Source organism: Agromyces sp. PvR057, assembly GCF_040547485.1.
In the GTDB taxonomy this organism is placed as follows: Bacteria; Actinomycetota; Actinomycetes; order Actinomycetales; family Microbacteriaceae; genus Agromyces.
The window spans coordinates 138,153-156,431 of record NZ_JBEPPT010000004.1; the positions used below are offsets into that span (position 1 = coordinate 138,153).

An 18,279-nucleotide genomic window follows, 5' to 3' on the forward strand; every position below is an offset into this window, starting at 1 on the left:
GTGAGCACGGGCTCGCTGCTCTTCCGGGCGGCCCTCGGCGCGATCGACGACGCCGTGGCCGGTGGGCTCGGGCCGACGGCCGGAACCGCTGGCGGGATCCCGACCTACGCGGAGGTCGTGGCGCTGGCGGGATCCCGACCTACGCGGAGGTCGTGGCGCTCGCGGGCGCCGGCGGGTGACCCGAGCGCCGACGCACGTCAGTCAGTCGTCAGTCGTCAGTCGTCGGCGGCGTCGTCGGGGTCGGGCTTGCGGGCGCGGCTCGGTTGCACGCGCATGGGCTCACCCGGCATCTTCGGGAAGTCAGGAGGGAACGGCAGCTCGCCGAGGCCGTCGGCGAGGTCGCGCTGCCACCACTCGAGCAACGTGTCGAGCCGCCCGGGGTGGTCGTGCATGCCGGCCCACGGGTCGCCGACGTCGGCGAGGCGCGCCGGCACGGTACGGATCGTGAGCGAGGTGGGGTCGGCCGTCTCGAGCTCGTCCCACTCGAGCGGGCACGAGACGGGGGCGTGCGGCAGCGGTCGCGGACTGTAGGCGCCGGCCATCGTGCGGTCGCGGTTGGCCTGGTTGTAGTCGATGAAGATGCGGTCGCCGCGCTCCTCCTTCCACCAGTTCGTGGTCACGCGGTCGGGCATGCGCCGTTCGAGTTCGCGCCCGAGCGCGATCACGGCGTGGCGCACGTCGAGGAACTCGTGTTGGGGCTCGACGGGCGCGAACACGTGGATGCCGCGGCTGCCCGAGCTCTTGACGAACCCGGTGAGCCCGACCTCGCCGAGCAGGTCGCGCAGGGCGAGCGCGATGGGAACCGCCTCGGCGAACCCGGTGCCGGGCTGTGGATCGAGGTCGATGCGCAGCTGGTCGGGGTTGTCGGTGTTCGTCGCCCGAGACGCCCACGGATGGAACACGATCGTGTTCATCTGCGCCGCCCACACGGCTGCGGCCGGCTCGTCGAGCACGACCTGCGGATGCCGCCGGCCGCTGGGGTACGTGACCGTCACCGAACGCAGCCACTCCGGAGCGCCCCGCGGCGGGTTCTTCGAGAAGAACTGCTCGCCGTCGATGCCCTCTGGGAACCGCTGCAGGGACACCGGCCTGCCGCCGTTCGCCTCGATGAACGGCTCGCCGACGGCGACGAGGTACTCGGCGAGATCGAGCTTGGTGATGCCGACGTCGGGCCAGAGCACGCGGGATGGCGACGAGACGCGCACCTGGCGTTCGCCGTCTGGTCCGGGAACGATGAGCTGTGCCGCGTCGCCTGCCATGCCAGCGACGCTACTGCACGCCGCCGACGGGCCGCGAGGGCCGACCGCTCACGCGGCCGCGTATCGTCCAGCCGAGCGTTCTCGGGCCTTCTGCGCCTCGACCTCGCGGTTCTTCGGCGGCGCGTTCGTGACGAGGTCGTCGAGGAGGTGCTGCGTGATGTGCGCGATCTCGGCGACGGCGCGTTCGAAGGCCTCGGCGTTCGCCTTCGAGGGCTTCGTCGATCCGCTCACCTTGCGCACGTACTGCAGCGCTGCCGCCTGCACCTCGTCGCTCGTCGCGGCGGGCTCGAAGTTGTGGAGGGTGTGGATGTTCCTGCACATGCCTCGAGCCTACGACGAAGCGTCGAGGATGTCTCGGGTCGGCGAGCTAGGCCTCGGTTCGGCGCGCCTCGCGCTCGAGGTCGCGGGCGGCATCGGCGGCGGCCGCCTCCTCGGCGGTCGGGGCCGTGCCGCCGAGTCGCTTCGGCTGCCACCACTGGCCGGTGCCGTCGACCGGATACTCCCGCTGGACGCGATCGACGAGTTCCTGCAGGCGGACCTTCAGCCGTTCGGTCGCGACGTGCGGCTCTTCATCGGCGCCGACCGAGATGGGCGATCCGAACGCGAAGCTCACCGGAACCCCGAACCGTTCGAAGAAGCCGACCTTGTGACGCTTCGTGAGCAGGCGGTGCCCGCCCCACACGGCGACGGGGATGATCGGCACGCCGGCCTCGGCGGCGAGTCGGGCCGCCCCGGTCTTGAGGTCGCGCACCGTGAACGAGGCACTCACGCCCGCTTCGGGGAACACGCCGAGCAGCTCGCCGTCGCGCAGCGCCTCGACGGCTTTCGCGTACGCCGCGGCGCCCGCCTTCATGTCGACCGAGATGTGCCGCATGCTGCGCATGAGCGCACCGACGACGGGCTTGTCGAACACGCTCTGCTTCGCCATGAAGCGGATGCGGCGGCGGTTGCCGAGCCAGGTGACCCATTCGACCAGGGCGAACTCGAGATAGCCGAAGTGCGTCATGGCGAGCACGGCGCCACCGGTCGTCGGCACGTGCTCGATGCCGGTGACCCTGCGCTTGAGCCGCAGCGCGCCGAAGAGGCCGCGGCCGACGACGATCGCCGTGCTGTAGATGGGATCGCTGCGCCGTCCGGTCATGAGATCAATCGTACGGGGGCGCACTGCGCACCGCCTGTGCGATGTCGCCGCCGGGCGTCACGATCGAGGAGACGGGTCGCCGGGCACCGGCTGCAGGCGGAACAGCCGCACCACGCGTCCGGAGTCGCGCTCGTACGCCCGATACCCCGGCCACTGCGCCTCGATCAGCGCCCACGCGGCGTCGCGCTCGGCCTCCGTGTCGATGCGCGTCGCGCGCACGGCGAGGTCGCGGCCCCGAACCGTGATCGAGGCATCCGGCTGTGCGGCGAGGTTGTAGGTCCAGCCCGGATGCCGCGCCATCGCGAAGGTCGTGCCCGCGACGATCGCCCGCCCTTGCCCGTCAGGCGTGTACATGAGGGGCGTGTCGCGCGCCTCCCCCGTCTTCGCGCCGACGGTATGCAGCACGAGCGAGGGCACGAGCAGGGCGCTGAGCTGCACGCGGCCGCCGGTGATCCAGCCGAGGACGGCCTCGATCGGCGGCAGCAGCACGGGTGCGACCGCACGGAACACCCGCGTCCTCGTGAGCGGCGCGACGAGGCCCCGCACGACGTGCTGCACGGTCGACGGGCGCGGTCGCCCGTCTGGGAGGGCATCGTCCCGAACGGCACGCCGCGGCCCGCGAGCGACGCCGGTCGCGCGGCCGTCGGCTCGCACGCGCTCGAGGACCCGCTCCCGCTCGAGCCCCCATTCGCGTTCGCGCCGGTCCTCGACACCCGTGATGATGTAGGCCGATGCGATCAGGATCACCTGGGAGGAGAGGTTCAGCCAGAGCAGCAGCGCGATGAGTGAGCCGAACGAGGCCAGCAGCGGGTTCGAGGTCGCACCGCCGACGAACAGCCCCGAGAGCTCCTGCAGCACCGTGAGCCCCGCACCGCCGATCAGGGCGCCCACCCACAGCGTGCCCGCGCTCGGGCGCATACCCGAGAGCACCAGGAACATGCCGGCGACCACGACCGTGTCGATGACGAAGATCACCAGCACCGCGACCGCACCGGTGAGGAACACGTAGCTCTCGGCGGACCGCGAGAGGCCGATCCAGCCGAAGAGCAGGTCGAGCGCGGCAGTGCTGAAGAGCGTGATCGCGGCGGCGCCGACGAGCAGGGCCCCGAACCCGATCGCGAGCAGGAGGTCGCGCAGCATCGTCCAGACGAAGAAGCGCTGCGGGTCGGGCTGTCCGCCGATCCGGCGAATCGCGACGCGCATCGAGCCGATGGCCCCGATCATCGCGGTGACGAGACCGATGAGGGCGAGCGCCCCGGCGATGCTCAGCGTCACGGGTTGCACGAGGTCGTCGGGGTCGATGAGCGCGCCCTCGCCGATGAGCCCCGGTATGGCCTGCTCGACGGTCTCGACGAGCGCGTCCATCGCCTGGGGGTTGCCGTCGAGCCAGATGCCGGCGATCGCGAAGCCCAGGAACACGCCCGCGAACACCGAGAAGAGCGTGCGATAGGTGACGCTGTCGGAGAGGGCGGGGCCGTGCACCTTCATGTAGCGCAGGTAGGCGCGAACGGGCTTGAGCGCCATGGCCCAGGCGATCAGCGCGTTCACGCGCGCCATGAACCCCGTCTGCTCCGGCAACCGCTCGGGCTCCTTGATCTCGCCACCAGCCATGCGGTCAGGCTATCGAGCGCGGATGTCGCGCGCAGGCGCTTGACTCCGGGCGCGCCGGATGCGATGCACGGCCTCGCAGCGACCGCCAGCGGCATCCGGAGACGGGCCGACCGACGCCCGCTCGCGGCATCCGGAGACGACGATGGCGTCCGAGCCGGAGCTCGGACGCCATCGGTGCGTCACCGCGTGATCGGAGGGATCAGTACCAGCCCTGCGACTCGGAGGTGTTCCAGGCGCCGCACGCGCTGCCGTAGCGGCCGGCGATGTAGCCGAGGCCCCACGAGATCTGCGTGGCGGGGTTGGTGGCCCAGTCGGCACCGGCCGAGGACATCTTGCTGCCGGGGAGGGCCTGCGGGATGCCGTAGGCGCCGCTCGGGTTGGACGCGTAGACGTTCCAGCCCGACTCGCGGTTCCAGAGCGCGACGAGGCAGCCGAACTGGTCGTCGCCCCAGCCGTAGCGCGACGCCATCATGTCGCGTGCGATGGCCTGCGCCTCGCTCGGGTTCGAGGGGGCGCTCGGCGTGGCGCCACCGCCCGACGACGAGCCGGACGGGGTCTTCGCCGCGGCGGCCTCGCGGGCGGCCGCCTCGGCCGCTGCCTTGGCTGCGGCTTCGGCGGCGGCCTTCTCGGCCGCGACGCGGTCGGCCTCGGCGACGGCCATGGTCACCTCGGCGGTCTGCTTCTGCGTGGTGCCGACGAGCTCGAAGACCTTGCTGGGGCTGAGCCGTTCGTAGGAGTCGAGCGCGGCGACGGTCGTGGCGAGCGCCGAGGCGTCGGCCTTGCCCTGCGCTGCGGCGAGCGCCTGGCCTGCGACGGTCAGGGTGTCCTTCGCCTGCTTGTCGGCGCGCGCGTCGAGCACGGCGCCGTGGTCGACGGCGAGACCCTGTCGCGAGTCGCGCTCGGCGGCGAGGGCGAGCGCTGCGGTCTCGTCGACGCGCTGGGCCTTCGCGGTGGCCTCGCTCTGCACGGCGTAGCCGGTGCCGACGAGGGCTCCGACGGCGATGATGGCGCCCGCGGTGAGCACCGGGGCTCGGAAGCGACGGAAGGCTCCGGTCGCCCGACGACCGCGGCGGGTCACCTCGGTCTCGTTGTTCGTGGGGGTGGTGCCGGGGGAAATCTGGGTCGTGCTGGGGGAAGAAGTCTCGTTCTGCATGTCTTTCACCTGGGCGGCGACGACGCGCCGGGGGGCGCTTCGAGCCTTGCTTGGCGTTCCACGGACGCGGGGGCGCCCGGGCGAAGTCGCCAGTCTGCCGAGGAGTTCTGTACAACCCCTCAGTTCTTCCTGTGAATGTCATCCGAGGTATTGACGAAAGCTCAACGATCACGTTTTGGAAACATCGCCTGATGGAAGGCGCAATTCGAGGCTGATCTGCACCGCATCCAACGCCTGGAGCGCCTCGGTGAGCGCCGTCGAGCTGAATGCGCCCTCGTCGCGGAACGTCGAGAGCGCCGCCCGCTGTTCGCCGATCACGCGCAGTCGCAACCGCAGTCCGCGCTCGGATCGCGCCGTGACGGCCGCGCTGGAACCGTCACCTGACGCGTCCGGCGACGCACCTGCCCGAGCGACGTCCGCGGCGGCCGCGTCGGCCGTCACCCGCCGCGCGATGTCGCGCAGGCGGTCGTCGAGCTGCTCCCGATCGGCGTCGACCGCCGCCCGGTCGAAGCGTGCGGGCTTGACCCAGCGCACCAGCATCGGCAGCGTGCCGCCCTGCACGATGAGGGACGCCGCAGCGACCACGAAGGCGACGAACACGAGCAGCGAGCGCTCCGGCGTATCCGACGGGAGCGTCTGCGCGGCGGCGAGCGTGACGGCTCCGCGCATGCCGGCCCAGACGATCACGCTGCCCTCGCGCCACCCGAGCGGTTCGGCGGTGAAGTAGTCGATGTCGGCGACCTTGCGCCGGATCCTCCGGCGGAACACCGCGAGCCTGGCCTTGGACACCGTCGGCCCCTGCTCGCCCTGCTGCGGTCCACCGCGCCGGTCGAGCCGGAGGGGATGCTCCTCGTCCACCCGGTCGAGCCGCTGCTGCATGTCCGCGAGCGGCCCGCGCATCTCGACGCCGCGTCGCACCCGCCTTCGCTGCAGGCCGAGGGTCGAGAGCACGTAGAGCGCGCGCACCACGATCACCGCCAGCAGTGCGACGGCCGCGAGCACGAGCCCCGCGACGAGTCCGGACCTGCCGCCCTGGACATCGGCCACGATCGCCGACATCTCGAGTCCCATCACCAGGAACACGGCCCCTTCGAGGATCAACTCGACGGTGCGCCACGCCTGCGTGTCCGACGCGCGGTGCTGCGGCGAGAGCCGCGTCAGCGCCCCGCGGCCCGTGACGAGCCCGGCGACCACGGCCGCGACCAGCCCGGAGGCGCCGAGCGCCTCGCTCGGCACCGCGGCGAGGAACGGCACCGTGAACGAGATCACCGTGTTCGCCGTCGGGTCGGCGACGCGCTCCCGCACCCAGAGGTTCGCCTTGCCCACCACGTAGCCGATCACGACGGCCACCACCACGGCGAACACGAAGTCGCCGACGACCTGCCAGAAGGTGACGGATGCCGCGGCCGCGACGATCGCCGAACGCAGCAGCACGAGCGCCGTCGCGTCGTTCAGCAGGCTCTCGCCCTCGAGGACCGTCACGATGCGCGGACTCACCCCGATGCGCTTCACGATCGAGGTCGCGACCGCGTCGGTCGGGCTCACGATCGCACCGAGCGCGATGCCCCCGGCGAGCCCGAGGTCGGGGATCGCCCAGGAGAAGAACAGCCCGAGCAGCACCGAGCTCACGACGACGAGGCCCACCGACAGCCCGCCGATCGCGCTGAACTCGCGGCGGAACTCCATGGCCGGCATCTGGACGGATGCCGAGTAGAGCAGCGGCGGAAGCACGCCCGCGAGGATCCACTCCGGGTCGATCTCGACGTCGGGCACGAACGGCAGCAGGCTCGCCCCGATGCCGACGATCACGAGCAGCAGTGGGGCGGCCACGCCGAGCCGCGGGCCGAAGACCGCCGCTGCGGCGATGCCGAGCAGGCCGAGCACGACCACGACGAGCAGTTCCACCGGCCCTCCCTCCGCACCTCGCACGGATGCGGCATCCGGACCACGGGGCTGGGGAAAGTCTCGCGCACCGCGGACGGCCTGTCACGAGGCGGCGACGGTCGGACGGACCGCGCTCACAGCGAAGTCACAGCGTGGGAGCGCGACATCCGGAACAGCACGCCCCGCTCGATGGTTTTCTCTCATGTCGCGCCTCGCACGGCGACCAGCGACCCAGAGGGTGCCGCAGCCAGCGGTGCCCCATGAAGGAGGAACGAATGTCGAACGACTACCGCAGCACTCCCGAGGCGCTCGCCCGCCTCACGCCCCTCCAGCGCAGCGTCACGCAGGGCGACGGCACCGAGCCGGCCTTCCGCAACGAGTACTGGGACAACCACGACGACGGCATCTACGTCGACGTGGTCTCGGGGCAGCCGCTCTTCTCCTCGACCGACAAGTACGACAGCCGGTCGGGGTGGCCCAGCTTCACGAAGCCGCTCGACGCCACCGCCGTGACGGAGCATGTCGACCGCACGCTCTGGATGAAGCGCGTGGAGGTACGCTCGTCGGGTGCCGACAGCCACCTCGGCCACGTGTTCGACGACGGGCCGGCCGACGCCGGCGGGCTCCGCTACTGCATGAACTCGGCGGCACTGCGCTTCGTGCCCGTCGCCGAGCTCGAGGAGCAGGGCTACGGCGACTTCCGCAGCCTGTTCACGACGACGGATGTCGCGGCCGCGACATCCGAGAAGGAGAACGCATCATGACGAACCAGACCGAGACCGCGATCCTCGCCGGCGGCTGCTTCTGGGGCATGCAGGACCTGATCCGCAAGCGCCCGGGCGTCGAGTCGACGCGCGTGGGCTACACGGGCGGCAGCAACGCCGAGCCCACGTACCGCAACCACCCCGGCCACGCCGAGGCCATCGAGATCGTCTTCGACCCCGCGCAGACGAGCTACCGCGAGCTGCTGGAGTTCTTCTTCCAGGTGCACGACCCGTCGACGCTGAACCGTCAGGGCAACGACATCGGCACGAGCTACCGCTCGGCGATCTTCCCGCAGAGCCCCGAGCAGCAGGAGGTCGCGCTCGACACGATCGCCGACGTCGACGCCTCCGGCCTCTGGCCCGCGAAGGTCGTCACCACGATCGAGGAGGCCGCCCCGTTCTGGGAGGCCGAGCCCGAGCACCAGGACTACCTCGAGAAGTACCCGAACGGGTACACGTGCCACTTCGTGCGCCCCGGGTGGAAGCTGCCCAAGCGCGACGCCTCGACCGTCGCGTAGGCCGCGGGGTCGCCTCGCCGACGCGCGTCGTCGATGAACGCGAGCGGATGCCCCGCCGGACCCGGTCCGGCGGGGCATCCGTCGTTCACGGCACCCGCACGACCGGCATGGTGCCGGCATGCAGCTTCGCGAACGTAGGCTTGATCCCATGGCCGCGCCCGATCCGAACCCGCTCGCAGACGCCCTGCCGACGGATGCCGCGCCGCCGACCCTGCTCGACGCGACCGCCGAGGCGTTCAAGGCGGCGTTCCGAGACCACCCGGCCGGTGTCGCCCTGATCACCGCGACGACCCCGACCGGACCGGTCGGCCTCACGGCGTCGAGCGTCGCCTCGGTCTCGGCAGCGCCCGCCGCGCTCTCCTTCTCGGTCACGCGCGCCACCGGCTCGGCCGGCGGACTGCTCGCGGCCGAGTCGGTCGTGGTGCACCTGCTCTCGGCCGACCAGGTCGAGGTCGCGCGGGCGTTCGCCCGGTCCGGTGCGCCGCGCTTCACGCCCGATCAGGGCTGGCACGCGCTGCCGACCGGTGAGCCATGGCTCGTCTCCGCACCCGTCGCGCTGCGAGCGCGCATCACGCACACGCTGCCCGTCGGCGGCTCGTCGCTCGTGGTCGCCGAAGTGCTCGACGTGCACCTGGGCGAGCGTGCGCCGTCGCTCGTGTACCGCGACCGACGGTTCCATGCGATCGACGACGCATCGCCGCAGGTCTGACGATGCACTCGACGACACCGCCACGCCGTCGCCGGCGACGGCGCCGGCGCCGGCTCTCGGTCGCGCTGCTCTCGGTGCAGCTCCGCCGCTACGGCCTCGTCGGCATCATCGTGCTCACCGCCATCGGCACGCTCATCGCGGCGCTCATCGGCTGATCCGGCGCGAGGAGCGGGTCGCCTCCGACGCTCAGGCGGCGACGCCCAGCCGGTCGAGCGCGTCCTGCACGATCGTGAGACCGGCGAGTCCCGGCATCCCGCTGATGCTCTCGTCGACCTTGCGGGCCGCGCGCCGGCCCTCCGGGCCGCTCATGAGGTGCGTCATGACGTGCCGTACGTCGTCCTCCGACGAGATGCTCGAGCCGACCGGAGCCCAGAAGCGACTGAGCGCGAACCGCGTCACCTTCTGCGCCTTCGTGCTCGCGGCGAGCCGTTCGCGGGCCTGCGACGTGTAGAACGCGACGTGCCTGGCCTCCTGCTTGGCGATGCGGCGAAGCAATTCGGCGAGCACCGGATGCTCCTCGAGCTCGGCCATGCGCTGGTACGCGGTGATCGCCGACCACTCGTTCGCGGCCCCCCACGACATGTGGACGGCCACGAAGTCCTGGCCGACGAGGCCGCCGAGCACCGACTGCTTGATCGGGTCGAGCCGGTCCTTCCACCCGAGCTTCATGCGGTTCGCCTTGAGCGCGTCGTAGTCGACCGTGATGTCGTGCACCGCGAGCACGGCGGCGAGCGCCTCGCCGTGCCAGAACTCCTCACGGTTCCACATCGTCATGAACGCGCTCATGTCGGCCTCGCGGTGCGACGGCGTCGTGAGCAGGTCGCGCGTGTAGCAGACCGTGTGATACTCGACGTCGGCCATGTAGCGCAGGGTGCGCAGCGACGACTCGGGCAGCGGCTCGTGGCGGAACACCTCGAGGTCGAGGTCGCTCCACGCGACGCTGACGGAGGTCGCGGTGTACCGGTCGATGTCGAAGGCCATGCTCCCCTGCTCTCTCGGGTTCGTCGCGTTCAGGCGCCGAGGCGTCGCATCACGGCGGACGCGGTGCGGTCGTCGATGCCCGGGATCGAGCAGCGGATGTCGCGGGCCAGTCCCGCACGCGACGCGGCGTCGGGCACGGCGAACCTCGCGAACGCCTCCCGCTCGGTGGTCGCGACCGAACCGCGGCCGAGCGGCCACGCGGATCGCGAGAGCTCCCGTCGTGCGAGTCCGACCGACCGCGGCGACGCCGACAACCGGCGCGCGGCCTCGCCGGCGAAGAACTCCGTGTGCCTGGCCTTGATCGCCCTGATGCGCGCGACCGCGTCGGCGAAGGCCGGATTCGAGGATGCTGCTGCGGCAGCCACCGGTTCGGCGTCGGGTTCGGCCCCGGGTTCGGCCCCGGACTCGAGGCGTGCATAGGCGAGGTCGAGCACGAGATCGTCGACGACGCCGAGCGCGAGATGGGCGCCGACCACGTCTGGCCCCTGTCCGAATCCGGCGAGCGCACGACGGATCGGCCCACGGCCGGCGGGTGCACGGCCCGGAGTCGCGGCCGTGCCGTCTCGTGCGGCGTTCGCCGCGGCATCCGGGCCGCCGTCGCCGCCGGCCGCCACGGCCGCCCCGGCGATCGACCTCAGCGCGTCGGCGATCCAGTACTTCTCGTACGCCCACGACACGAGGAACGCGGTGACGCGTGCATCCTTGTGGGTCGGGGTCACGAGCACGTTGCGGAGGTGCTCCATCGTGGCGCCCTCGAACTCCGCGAGGGTCACGATCGTGCGAACCGCCGCTCGCGACAGTCCGGCATCCCGCATCGCGTCGAGGTCGAGCTCGGCGCGCAGGCTGCCGTGCGCGGTGCGCGCGAAGCCGCGGACGTCGAACGGCGCCGGCCCGGACCCCGCTGCGGGGGTCCGGCCGACGCCGACGGACTGGGTCATGTGCCGAGGCTACCCCGCGGCCGGCGACCCGGCACCGGGTGCCGGGTGGGCGATCGCGAGGCGCGGCATCCGCTCAGAACTTCTCGCCGAGCGCCTTCGCCTTGATGGCGTTGAACTCGCCATCGGTGATGACGCCCTGGTCGCGCAGTGCCGCGGCCTTCGTGATCTCGTCGGCCGGATTCGCGAACGAGACCTTGCGCACCTCCTCGTCGGAGTACTCGACGATCTCGGGGCGCCGTGACGACGAGCGCTCCGCCATGCCCTGCCCGCGAACGATGAGGTACACGAGGCCGGTCACGAACGGAAGGAACACCAGCAGCAGGATCCACAGCGCCTTCATCCACCCGCCGATGTCATGCGAGCGGAAGATGTCGATCGCGATGTAGATCAGCGTGAACAGGTAGGCGATGTAGGCGAAGATCCAGAAGCTGAACCAGATCCAATCCCACACGGTGGCGAACAATCCCATGGCGGGCCCTTTCGATCGGGGCACGAAAGCCGATCGTGCCATCTGGCGCTCAACCTATCGGCGCACGGCCCGCCGCGGAAGAGGCGCGCCCGTCAGCGACGCACCCGACCATGCGGGCCGACAGCGCCTGCCCCGGCTCGTCCAACCGCGTTTTCAGGATGAGATCGGTCATGGGCGCATATCGCCGTCATGATCGATGTGGTCCTGAAAAGGTGAGCCGAAGCCTTCGCGATCGCCGCATGCCGACTCCCCCTTGCGGCGTGCGCCGCCGCGAGACCAGCATCACCCGTGGGCGGACGCCGGCGCAATGCCCGCGGTGACCGTCCGGGTCTCCGTCGGCGTCGAGATGCAGGACGGTAGAGTGGCGATCGGTCGGGCTCGGACGAAGGAGTCTTCATGAGGGCGCTGCTCACCGGGTCGACGGTCGCCATCCTCGTGATCGCGTGGGCGACCACGGGGTGGGCTCTCGCGTTCGGCCACGACCTCGTCGCGCATCCGCCGAACGCCGCCGTCGGCGTGCTCATGTTCCTCGTGATCCTGGCGGCGATCATGGTCGCGGCCTTCGGCGTCGTGCACCAGGCGGAGCACCTCGCCGAGAAGGTCGGCGAACCGTTCGGCACGCTCATCCTGACGCTCACCGTCGTGGTCATCGAGGTCGCCCTGATCGCGTCGGTCATGCTCGGCCCCAGCGGTTCGGCGACGATCGGCCGCGACTCGCTGTTCGCCGTGATGATGATCATCATCAACGGCGTGATGGGCCTGGCCATCTTGCTCGGAGGCCTGCGCCACGGCCCCCAGAACTACAACACGGTCGGCACCTCGGTCTACCTCGCGGTCATCGTCGCGCTGTCGCTCTGCACGCTCGTGCTGCCGAACTTCACGGGTTCGACGCCCGGCGGAACGCTCACCTCCTTCCAGTCGATCGGCATCGCCGTGCTCGCCGCCGCGCTCTACGCGTTCTTCCTGGTCATGCAGGTCGGTCGGGACCGGAGCCTCTTCGTGCAACCGGTGGTGCCGGCCGCGGCGGTTTCCGCGTCCGCGTCGGCGTCGGCGTCGGCGTCGGCGCCGGCGTCGGCACCGGCGTCGGCGCCGGCACCGGCGTCGGCGCCGAGTTCACCGGCGGCGCCCGAGCATCCCGCCGTCGCACGCGGGGAGCTGGTCGCGCGAGCCGCCCTCCTCATCGTGACCGTGCTCCCGATCGTGCTGCTCTCGCATGACCTCGGCGTGCTCGTCGACCTCGGCATCGACGCCACCGGCGCCCCGGTCGCGCTCAGCGGCGTCGTCATCGCGATCATCGTGTTCACGCCCGAGGCGGTGACCGCGATCCGCGCCTCGCTCGCGGACCAGAACCAGCGCGCCTTCAACCTCGGGCTCGGCGCCTTCACCTCGACCGTCGGCCTGACGATCCCCGTCATCCTCGTGATCGGGCTGGTCAGCGGCCAGGAGGTCGTCCTCGGTGAATCGCCCGCGAACATGGTGCTCATCGCCATCACCCTCGCCATGACGTTGATCACGTTCTTCTCGCCCCGTACGACCGCCGTGCACGGCGCGGTGCACCTCATGCTCTTCGGGGTGTACGCGATCCTGCTCTTCGCACCCTGAAGACCCTCCGGCCCGTCGCGTTCGGTCGCGTCGGTCGGCGGTCAGCGCCCGCCGCGCCCGGCGAACAGCGCGTGGAGCAGCGGCAGCACGGACGCGATCATGAGCACGGTGCCGAACCCGGCGTCGTCCACGCGGAGGACCGCCCCGGCGACGAGCAGCGCGGCGAACAGGGTCGCCGACACCACGCGCCGTGCGGTGCGCTCGAGCCGGGCGACCCTCCGCTCGAGCGACGGGTTCGACACCGCGACGGACCCCTCGTCGATGCGGGTCACGAGGGAGTCGAGTCGCTTCGGCAGGCCGATGGCGATGCCCGCGATCTCGACGGCCTGCTTCGCGAGGTCCTGCACGACGTTGCCGCGCTCGTCGCGGATGAGCTTGGTCGCGTACGGCTCGATCGAGTCCCAGAGGTTGAACTCGGCATCCAGCGCACTACACACGCCGGAGGTGAGCGACATCGCGCGGACGATGAGCAGGAAGTTCTCGGGCAGCTGGAACGGCAGCGACCGCACCACGTGGCCGAACTCCTCGGCGAAGTCGCGGAACTCCCGCGGATCCACCTCGCGCAGCTCGGCGAAGCCCATGCCGCCGAACCGGGCGAACAGCTGCGTCATGGCGCGCTCGAGCTCGCCCGTGTCGGCCGACGGGAGCAGCACCCCGATGTCGCGCACGGCGTCGACGAGCCCCTTGCCGTCGCGCGAGGCGGCCGCGATGAGCAGCTTGCGCAGGCCGCTGCGCGTGCCGGCGGGAACCGTGCCCATCATGCCGAAGTCGATGAACGTCAGCTTCCACGGCCGCTCCGTCGAACCGTCGACGACCGCCAGCGGCGTGACGAAGATGTTGCCCGGGTGCGGGTCGGCGTGGAAGAAGCCGTTCGTGAAGAGCTGGTCGAACATGACGGCGGCGAAGGCCGGGGCCACGTCGGCCGGATCGATGCCGGCGGACGCCAGCGCCGCGGCATCCGTGACCTTGATCGCCGTCACGTCCTCGAGGGTGAGCACGCGCCGGGTCGTGCGCTCCCACACGATCGCCGGCACGCTCACCCGGGCGTCATCGGCGAACTCCGCCGCGAAGCGCTCGGCGTTCGCGGCCTCGTGCAGGTAGTCGATCTCCTCGAGGCTGGTCTGCGCGAACTCCTCGACGAGCGCGTGGGTGTTCACGCGGTCGGAGACGAGTCGCACATGGCTGAGCCACCCGGCCACCTTGCGCAGGGCGGCGAGGTCGACGTCGACGATCCGGTCGATGCCCGGCCGTTGCACCTTGACGACGACGGAGTCCAGCCCGGTGTCGGCCGCGTCGGTCGGCGCGAGCCGGGCACGGTGGGCCTGGCCGAGGGATGCCGCGGCGATCGGCTCCTCGTCGATCGAGGCGTAGGCGCGGTCGAGGGGCATGCCGAGCTCCGCCTCGGCGAGGGCGCGGATCGCCGCGAACGGCACCGGCGGCACCTCGTCCTGCAATCCGGCGAGCTCGGCCGTGATCTCGGGCGGCAGCACGTCGAGGCGCGACGACATGAACTGCCCGACCTTGATCATGAGGCCGCCGAGATCGATCGCGAGCACGTGGAACCGCTGGGCGAAGCGCCGCATCCGCTTGGAACGCGTGCGCTCGGCCACCCGGGCGAGCCCGATGCGCGGGAGGAACAGCTCGTACCACCAGGTGACGGCGAGGTTCCAGCCCGCGAACCGCAGGATGCGGCGATAGCGTGCGCGCGTATTGCCGGCACCGGGCACCGAATCGCCTCGATCCCGAGGAGCGGATGCCACCCGCGTCAGTCCTGGGCGAGGATCGCGTAGAGCCGTCGTCGCGTCTCGTCGAGCGCGGCAACGGCCTGCTGCACCTGCTCGGGGGTGCCGGTGCGCCCGACCTGCGCGGCGGCCTGCGCGAGCTCGAAGCCCGCCTTGGGCAGTGCCGTCGGCCCCGTGCCGTCGCCGGCGCCGGCGCCCGTGCTCGGCGGGGCCCACGGAGCGGAGGCGCCGGAATCGGCGACCGACGCGCGGCCCCCTTCGGTGAGCGAGTAGGTCTTGCGGCCGTTCGACTCCTCGGCGCTGATGAGGCCCTCGTCGGCGAGCAACTGCAGGGTCGGGTAGACCGAGCCGGCGCTGGGCTTCCACGTGCCGCCGCTGCGCTCCTCGATCTCGTGGATGATCTGGTAGCCGTGCATGGGCTGCTCGGCGAGCAGTGCGAGCACCGCCGCACGCACGTCGCCGCGGCCCATGCGGCTGCCCGCGCGCTTCTCGAAGGTCGATCGCAACTGCTCGAAGGCCTGCCAGATGCCGTCGGCCGGGATGCCGGCGCCGAATCCGCCGGTGGGGAACGAACCACTCATGACAACCTCTTCCGTCGCGTGTGAACGATACTCAACGATATAACGCGAGCGGCCTGAGCGATAGGGGTGCAGCGCATGCAGGCGATACCGTCGAGTACGGGTGCAGCACCCCACGATGGAGGCAGGACGGCAATGGAGCATTTCGACACGATCGTGGTCGGCGCGGGGGTGGCGGGCCTCACGGCCGCTCGACTGCTGGCGAGGGCCGGCCGTCGGGTCGTCGTGCTCGAAGGCCGCGACCGGGTCGGCGGTCGCGTCTGGACCGACCGTGCCGACGGGCTCGTCACCGACCTCGGCGCGTCCTGGATCCACGGCGTCAGCGACAGCCCGGTGGCCGCTGCGGCCGAGGCGTTCGGCATGCGCACCGCCGAGTTCACGGTCGGCGGGTACCAGCCCGACAGTCGCCCCATCGCGTACTACGGGCCCGATGCCGAGCGTCTGTCGGATGCCGGTGCGCGACGCTTCGCCGCCGACATCCACGCCGTCGACGCGACCCTGCTCGAGGTCGTCGCGGCATCCGCCCCGGATGCCTCGTACCGCGACGTGACCGAGGCGGCGCTCGCCGCGCAGGCGTGGGACGCCGAACGCGCCCAGCGCGTGCGCGAGTACCTCGAGCACCGTTCGGAGGAGCAGTACGGCGCGTGGATCGAGGACCTCGCGGCGCATGGCCTCGACGACGACTCGATCGACGGCGACGAGGTGGTGTTCCCCGACGGCTACGACCGCCTGCCCGAGCATCTCGCCGAGGGGCTCGACCTCCGCCTCGGGCACGTCGTCTCGCAGGTGCGATGGTCGCCGGAGGGCGTCGTCGTCACGACCGATCGCGGGTCGTTCGCCGCGGACACCACGGTCGTGACCGTGCCCGTCGGCGTGCTGAAGTCCGACGACTTCGTCATCGAGCCGCCGCTTCCCGAGCCGATCGCCGCCGCCCTGGGCCGGCTCGAGATGAACGCGTTCGAGAAGGTCTTCCTGCGGTTCCCGACGAGGTTCTGGGACGACGGCGTCTACGCGATCCGGCAGCAGGGACCGCAGAGCCGCTGGTGGCACTCCTGGTACGACCTCACCCCGCTGCACGGCACGCCGACGCTGCTCACCTTCGCCGCCGGTCCGGCCGCTCGCGAGACGCGCGACTGGCAGGACCGCCGGGTCGTCGAGTCGGTGCTCGCCCAGCTGGCACGGCTCTACGGCGATCGCGTCGAGCAGCCGACGCACGTGCACCGCACGGACTGGCAGGGCGACCCGTTCGCTCGCGGCTCGTACGCCTACATGACCGTCGGCTCGACGACGGCCGACCACGACGACCTCGCGACGCCGGTCGGCGGCGTGCTGCACCTCGCGGGCGAGGCGACGTGGACGGATGACCCGGCGACGGTCCCGGCGGCCATGCTGTCCGGGCACCGGGCGGCGGCGAACGTCCTCGGGCGCGACCTCCCGATCGACGAGGTGTGGTCGAGCTGACGCGTCGTCAGCCCTGCATCCGCGGGTCCCGGGTCGGATCCCAGTAGACGGCCGGGCACCCCTCGTCGATGGCCTCGGCGTGCCGTTCGAAGTGCCACGGCTCGTTGTCGTAGGTCGGGCAGAGACCGTAGCGGGCACCGTGCTCCTGCAGCCAGTCGATCGCGTCGTACGACCCGACGTCGACCGCGTTCCCCGCGACATGCTCCGACGTCTCCGCGGTGGCCACCCACCTGGCCGCCTCCGCCTCCGAGCCGTACTCCGCGACCGCCTCCTCGAGGAGCTGCTCCTGGTAGCCGGGCGACCGCCAGCCGCTGCTGACGAACACCTCGATGCCCTCCTCGGCGGCATCGGCCGCCGCCGCGCGGAGGGCGCCCAGCAGCGCCGGGTCGAGGTTGACGACCCCGGGGTACTGCTCGTCGAAGGCGCCCACCCCGTCGGGCAGGACGCCATCGGCCTCGGTTGCGGCACCGTCCGCCGCGAGCTCCGCCGTGCCGCCCTCCCCCGGCGGCCGCTCGCCGAACGCGCCGGCGGCGGGGAACGCGGAGGACCCGAGCGCGGATCCGAGCATCACCGCGCCGCCGCCGACGAGGACGAGCAGGCCGACGACCGCGGTCAGGAGGCCCATGCGGGCTCGGGTTCTGGATGGTGCGTTGCGACTCATGTCGCCAGCCAAGCCGCCGAGATGTTGCAGGGCCGTATCCGGTTTCGGATACGCCGACGATATGCCCCGGCTCCTAGCATGGCCATCATGCGAGTGCTGGTGGTGGAGGACGAACCGTTCATGGCGGAGGCCATCCGCGACGGGCTGCGCCTGGCGGCCATCGCGGCCGACCTCGCCGGCGACGGCGACACCGCCCTCGAGCTGCTGGGCATCAACGCCTACGACATCGCCGTGCTCGACCGCGACATCCCCGGGCCGTCCGGTGACGAGATCGCCGAGCGCATCGTCGCCTCCGGAAGCGGGATGCCGATCCTGATGCTCACCGCGGCCGACCGCCTCGACGACAAGGCGTCCGGCTTCGGCCTCGGCGCCGACGACTACCTGACGAAGCCCTTCGAGCTCCAGGAGCTCGTGCTCCGGCTGCGCGCACTCGACCGGCGGCGCGCGCACAACCGGCCGCCCGTGCGGGAGATCGCCGGGCTGCGACTGGACCCGTTCCGCCGGGAGGTCTTCCGCGACGGACGCTACGTCGCCCTCACGCGCAAGCAGTTCGCGGTGCTCGAGCTGCTCGTCGGCGCCGACGGCGGCGTCATCAGCGCCGAGGAGCTGCTGGAGAAGGCCTGGGACGAGAATGCCGACCCCTTCACGAACGCGGTGCGCATCACGGTCTCCGCGCTGCGCAAGCGGCTCGGCGAGCCCTGGCTCATCACGACGGTGCCGGGCGTCGGCTACCGCATCGACCCCGCGGCATCCGCCGGCGCCGGCATCGGCACCGAAATCGACACCGTTCCGGGTCGCGATGCGTAGG

The 18,279-nt window shown here is 71.6% G+C and carries 19 protein-coding genes; 7 read left to right on the forward strand and 12 right to left on the reverse strand.

What is annotated here, in order from left to right:
* Positions 1-215 precede the first annotated feature (215 nt).
* From ligD to ABIC29_RS15320, 6 genes are all read right to left on the reverse strand, one after another.
* Entirely contained in the window at positions 216-1,259 is a 1,044-nt protein-coding gene (ligD, locus tag ABIC29_RS15295; protein WP_354246690.1) for a non-homologous end-joining DNA ligase, read from the reverse strand.
* Positions 1,260-1,307: 48 nt separating this feature from the next.
* Positions 1,308-1,580 (reverse strand): DUF2277 domain-containing protein, encoded by a 273-nt coding sequence (locus ABIC29_RS15300; protein ID WP_354246693.1) that lies wholly within the window; start codon positions 1,578-1,580, stop codon positions 1,308-1,310.
* Between the two features lie 46 nt (positions 1,581-1,626).
* Entirely contained in the window at positions 1,627-2,400 is a 774-nt protein-coding gene (locus tag ABIC29_RS15305; RefSeq protein WP_354246696.1) for a lysophospholipid acyltransferase family protein, read from the reverse strand.
* Positions 2,401-2,457: 57 nt separating this feature from the next.
* Positions 2,458-4,011, reverse strand: a complete 1,554-nt coding sequence (locus ABIC29_RS15310) for a YhjD/YihY/BrkB family envelope integrity protein (RefSeq protein ID WP_354246699.1) — start codon at positions 4,009-4,011, stop codon at positions 2,458-2,460.
* 199 nt (positions 4,012-4,210) lie between these two features.
* Positions 4,211-5,164, reverse strand: coding sequence for an aggregation-promoting factor C-terminal-like domain-containing protein (locus ABIC29_RS15315; protein WP_199471771.1), 954 nt, complete (start codon positions 5,162-5,164; stop codon positions 4,211-4,213).
* Between the two features lie 168 nt (positions 5,165-5,332).
* Positions 5,333-7,069 (reverse strand): cation:proton antiporter, encoded by a 1,737-nt coding sequence (locus ABIC29_RS15320; protein WP_116085227.1) that lies wholly within the window; start codon positions 7,067-7,069, stop codon positions 5,333-5,335.
* A 254-nt stretch (positions 7,070-7,323) separates the two neighbouring features.
* Here ABIC29_RS15320 and msrB point away from each other — a divergent pair, with 254 nt between their 5' ends.
* The 4 genes from msrB (at position 7,324) to ABIC29_RS15340 (ending at position 9,194) form a co-directional block, all read left to right on the forward strand.
* Complete coding sequence (gene msrB, locus ABIC29_RS15325) at positions 7,324-7,812, forward strand: peptide-methionine (R)-S-oxide reductase MsrB (RefSeq protein WP_354246703.1); 489 nt, start codon at positions 7,324-7,326, stop codon at positions 7,810-7,812.
* The gene (msrA, locus tag ABIC29_RS15330; protein WP_354246706.1) at positions 7,809-8,330 is read left to right on the forward strand and encodes a peptide-methionine (S)-S-oxide reductase MsrA; all 522 of its coding nucleotides are present in this window, start codon (positions 7,809-7,811) and stop codon (positions 8,328-8,330) included. The genes msrB and msrA overlap by 4 nt, the downstream gene beginning before the upstream one ends.
* Before the next feature lie 148 nt (positions 8,331-8,478).
* The gene (locus tag ABIC29_RS15335; protein WP_116085234.1) at positions 8,479-9,039 is read left to right on the forward strand and encodes a flavin reductase family protein; all 561 of its coding nucleotides are present in this window, start codon (positions 8,479-8,481) and stop codon (positions 9,037-9,039) included.
* Positions 9,040-9,041: 2 nt separating this feature from the next.
* Entirely contained in the window at positions 9,042-9,194 is a 153-nt protein-coding gene (locus ABIC29_RS15340) for a hypothetical protein (RefSeq protein WP_158551860.1), read from the forward strand.
* Positions 9,195-9,225: 31 nt separating this feature from the next.
* On the opposite strand, the gene ABIC29_RS15345 is transcribed toward ABIC29_RS15340, so the two are convergent.
* The 3 genes from ABIC29_RS15345 to ABIC29_RS15355 all read right to left on the reverse strand — a co-directional run bounded on the left by ABIC29_RS15345 (position 9,226) and on the right by ABIC29_RS15355 (position 11,427).
* Complete coding sequence (locus ABIC29_RS15345; protein ID WP_116085236.1) at positions 9,226-10,020, reverse strand: ferritin family protein; 795 nt, start codon at positions 10,018-10,020, stop codon at positions 9,226-9,228.
* 29 nt (positions 10,021-10,049) lie between these two features.
* A complete protein-coding gene (locus tag ABIC29_RS15350) occupies positions 10,050-10,958 on the reverse strand; it encodes a hypothetical protein (RefSeq protein WP_354246710.1) in 909 nt (302 codons plus the stop codon).
* Positions 10,959-11,031: 73 nt separating this feature from the next.
* Entirely contained in the window at positions 11,032-11,427 is a 396-nt protein-coding gene (locus ABIC29_RS15355; RefSeq protein WP_116085241.1) for an SHOCT domain-containing protein, read from the reverse strand.
* A gap of 396 nt (positions 11,428-11,823) precedes the next feature.
* Between ABIC29_RS15355 and ABIC29_RS15360 the strand changes: the two genes are divergently transcribed.
* Complete coding sequence (locus ABIC29_RS15360; RefSeq protein WP_354246713.1) at positions 11,824-13,029, forward strand: calcium:cation antiporter; 1,206 nt, start codon at positions 11,824-11,826, stop codon at positions 13,027-13,029.
* A gap of 41 nt (positions 13,030-13,070) precedes the next feature.
* Here ABIC29_RS15360 and ABIC29_RS15365 read toward each other — a convergent pair whose 3' ends face one another.
* Together ABIC29_RS15365 and ABIC29_RS15370 are read right to left on the reverse strand one after the other, a co-directional pair.
* Positions 13,071-14,789 (reverse strand): ABC1 kinase family protein, encoded by a 1,719-nt coding sequence (locus ABIC29_RS15365; RefSeq protein WP_354246714.1) that lies wholly within the window; start codon positions 14,787-14,789, stop codon positions 13,071-13,073.
* Positions 14,790-14,794: 5 nt separating this feature from the next.
* Positions 14,795-15,352, reverse strand: a complete 558-nt coding sequence (locus ABIC29_RS15370) for a PadR family transcriptional regulator (RefSeq protein ID WP_354246717.1) — start codon at positions 15,350-15,352, stop codon at positions 14,795-14,797.
* 132 nt (positions 15,353-15,484) lie between these two features.
* On the opposite strand from ABIC29_RS15370, the gene ABIC29_RS15375 reads away from it, so the two are divergent.
* Positions 15,485-16,810, forward strand: a complete 1,326-nt coding sequence (locus ABIC29_RS15375) for a flavin monoamine oxidase family protein (protein WP_354246720.1) — start codon at positions 15,485-15,487, stop codon at positions 16,808-16,810.
* A gap of 7 nt (positions 16,811-16,817) precedes the next feature.
* Here the strand turns inward: ABIC29_RS15375 and ABIC29_RS15380 are convergent, their stop codons facing one another.
* Positions 16,818-17,435 (reverse strand): D-alanyl-D-alanine carboxypeptidase family protein, encoded by a 618-nt coding sequence (locus tag ABIC29_RS15380; protein WP_354246723.1) that lies wholly within the window; start codon positions 17,433-17,435, stop codon positions 16,818-16,820.
* A 123-nt stretch (positions 17,436-17,558) separates the two neighbouring features.
* On the opposite strand from ABIC29_RS15380, the gene ABIC29_RS15385 reads away from it, so the two are divergent.
* The gene (locus ABIC29_RS15385) at positions 17,559-18,278 is read left to right on the forward strand and encodes a response regulator transcription factor (RefSeq protein ID WP_354246726.1); all 720 of its coding nucleotides are present in this window, start codon (positions 17,559-17,561) and stop codon (positions 18,276-18,278) included.
* The last annotated feature ends 1 nt before the right edge of the window (position 18,279 follow it).

Bases quoted from the DNA above. Each gene is read 5' to 3' on its own strand.
- ligD (WP_354246690.1), bottom strand. From the start codon at position 1,259: ATGGCAGGCGACGCGGCACAGCTCATCGTTCCCGGACCAGACGGCGAA.
- msrA (WP_354246706.1), top strand. From the start codon at position 7,809: ATGACGAACCAGACCGAGACCGCGATCCTCGCCGGCGGCTGCTTCTGG.
- ABIC29_RS15375 (WP_354246720.1), top strand. From the start codon at position 15,485: ATGGAGCATTTCGACACGATCGTGGTCGGCGCGGGGGTGGCGGGCCTC.
- ABIC29_RS15310 (WP_354246699.1), bottom strand. From the start codon at position 4,011: ATGGCTGGTGGCGAGATCAAGGAGCCCGAGCGGTTGCCGGAGCAGACG.
- ABIC29_RS15350 (WP_354246710.1), bottom strand. From the start codon at position 10,958: ATGACCCAGTCCGTCGGCGTCGGCCGGACCCCCGCAGCGGGGTCCGGG.
- ABIC29_RS15305 (WP_354246696.1), bottom strand. From the start codon at position 2,400: ATGACCGGACGGCGCAGCGATCCCATCTACAGCACGGCGATCGTCGTC.
- ABIC29_RS15300 (WP_354246693.1), bottom strand. From the start codon at position 1,580: ATGTGCAGGAACATCCACACCCTCCACAACTTCGAGCCCGCCGCGACG.
- ABIC29_RS15345 (WP_116085236.1), bottom strand. From the start codon at position 10,020: ATGGCCTTCGACATCGACCGGTACACCGCGACCTCCGTCAGCGTCGCG.
- ABIC29_RS15385 (WP_354246726.1), top strand. From the start codon at position 17,559: ATGCGAGTGCTGGTGGTGGAGGACGAACCGTTCATGGCGGAGGCCATC.
- ABIC29_RS15355 (WP_116085241.1), bottom strand. From the start codon at position 11,427: ATGGGATTGTTCGCCACCGTGTGGGATTGGATCTGGTTCAGCTTCTGG.
- ABIC29_RS15360 (WP_354246713.1), top strand. From the start codon at position 11,824: ATGAGGGCGCTGCTCACCGGGTCGACGGTCGCCATCCTCGTGATCGCG.
- ABIC29_RS15315 (WP_199471771.1), bottom strand. From the start codon at position 5,164: ATGCAGAACGAGACTTCTTCCCCCAGCACGACCCAGATTTCCCCCGGC.
- ABIC29_RS15335 (WP_116085234.1), top strand. From the start codon at position 8,479: ATGGCCGCGCCCGATCCGAACCCGCTCGCAGACGCCCTGCCGACGGAT.
- ABIC29_RS15380 (WP_354246723.1), bottom strand. From the start codon at position 17,435: ATGGGCCTCCTGACCGCGGTCGTCGGCCTGCTCGTCCTCGTCGGCGGC.
- ABIC29_RS15340 (WP_158551860.1), top strand. From the start codon at position 9,042: ATGCACTCGACGACACCGCCACGCCGTCGCCGGCGACGGCGCCGGCGC.
- ABIC29_RS15370 (WP_354246717.1), bottom strand. From the start codon at position 15,352: ATGAGTGGTTCGTTCCCCACCGGCGGATTCGGCGCCGGCATCCCGGCC.
- msrB (WP_354246703.1), top strand. From the start codon at position 7,324: ATGTCGAACGACTACCGCAGCACTCCCGAGGCGCTCGCCCGCCTCACG.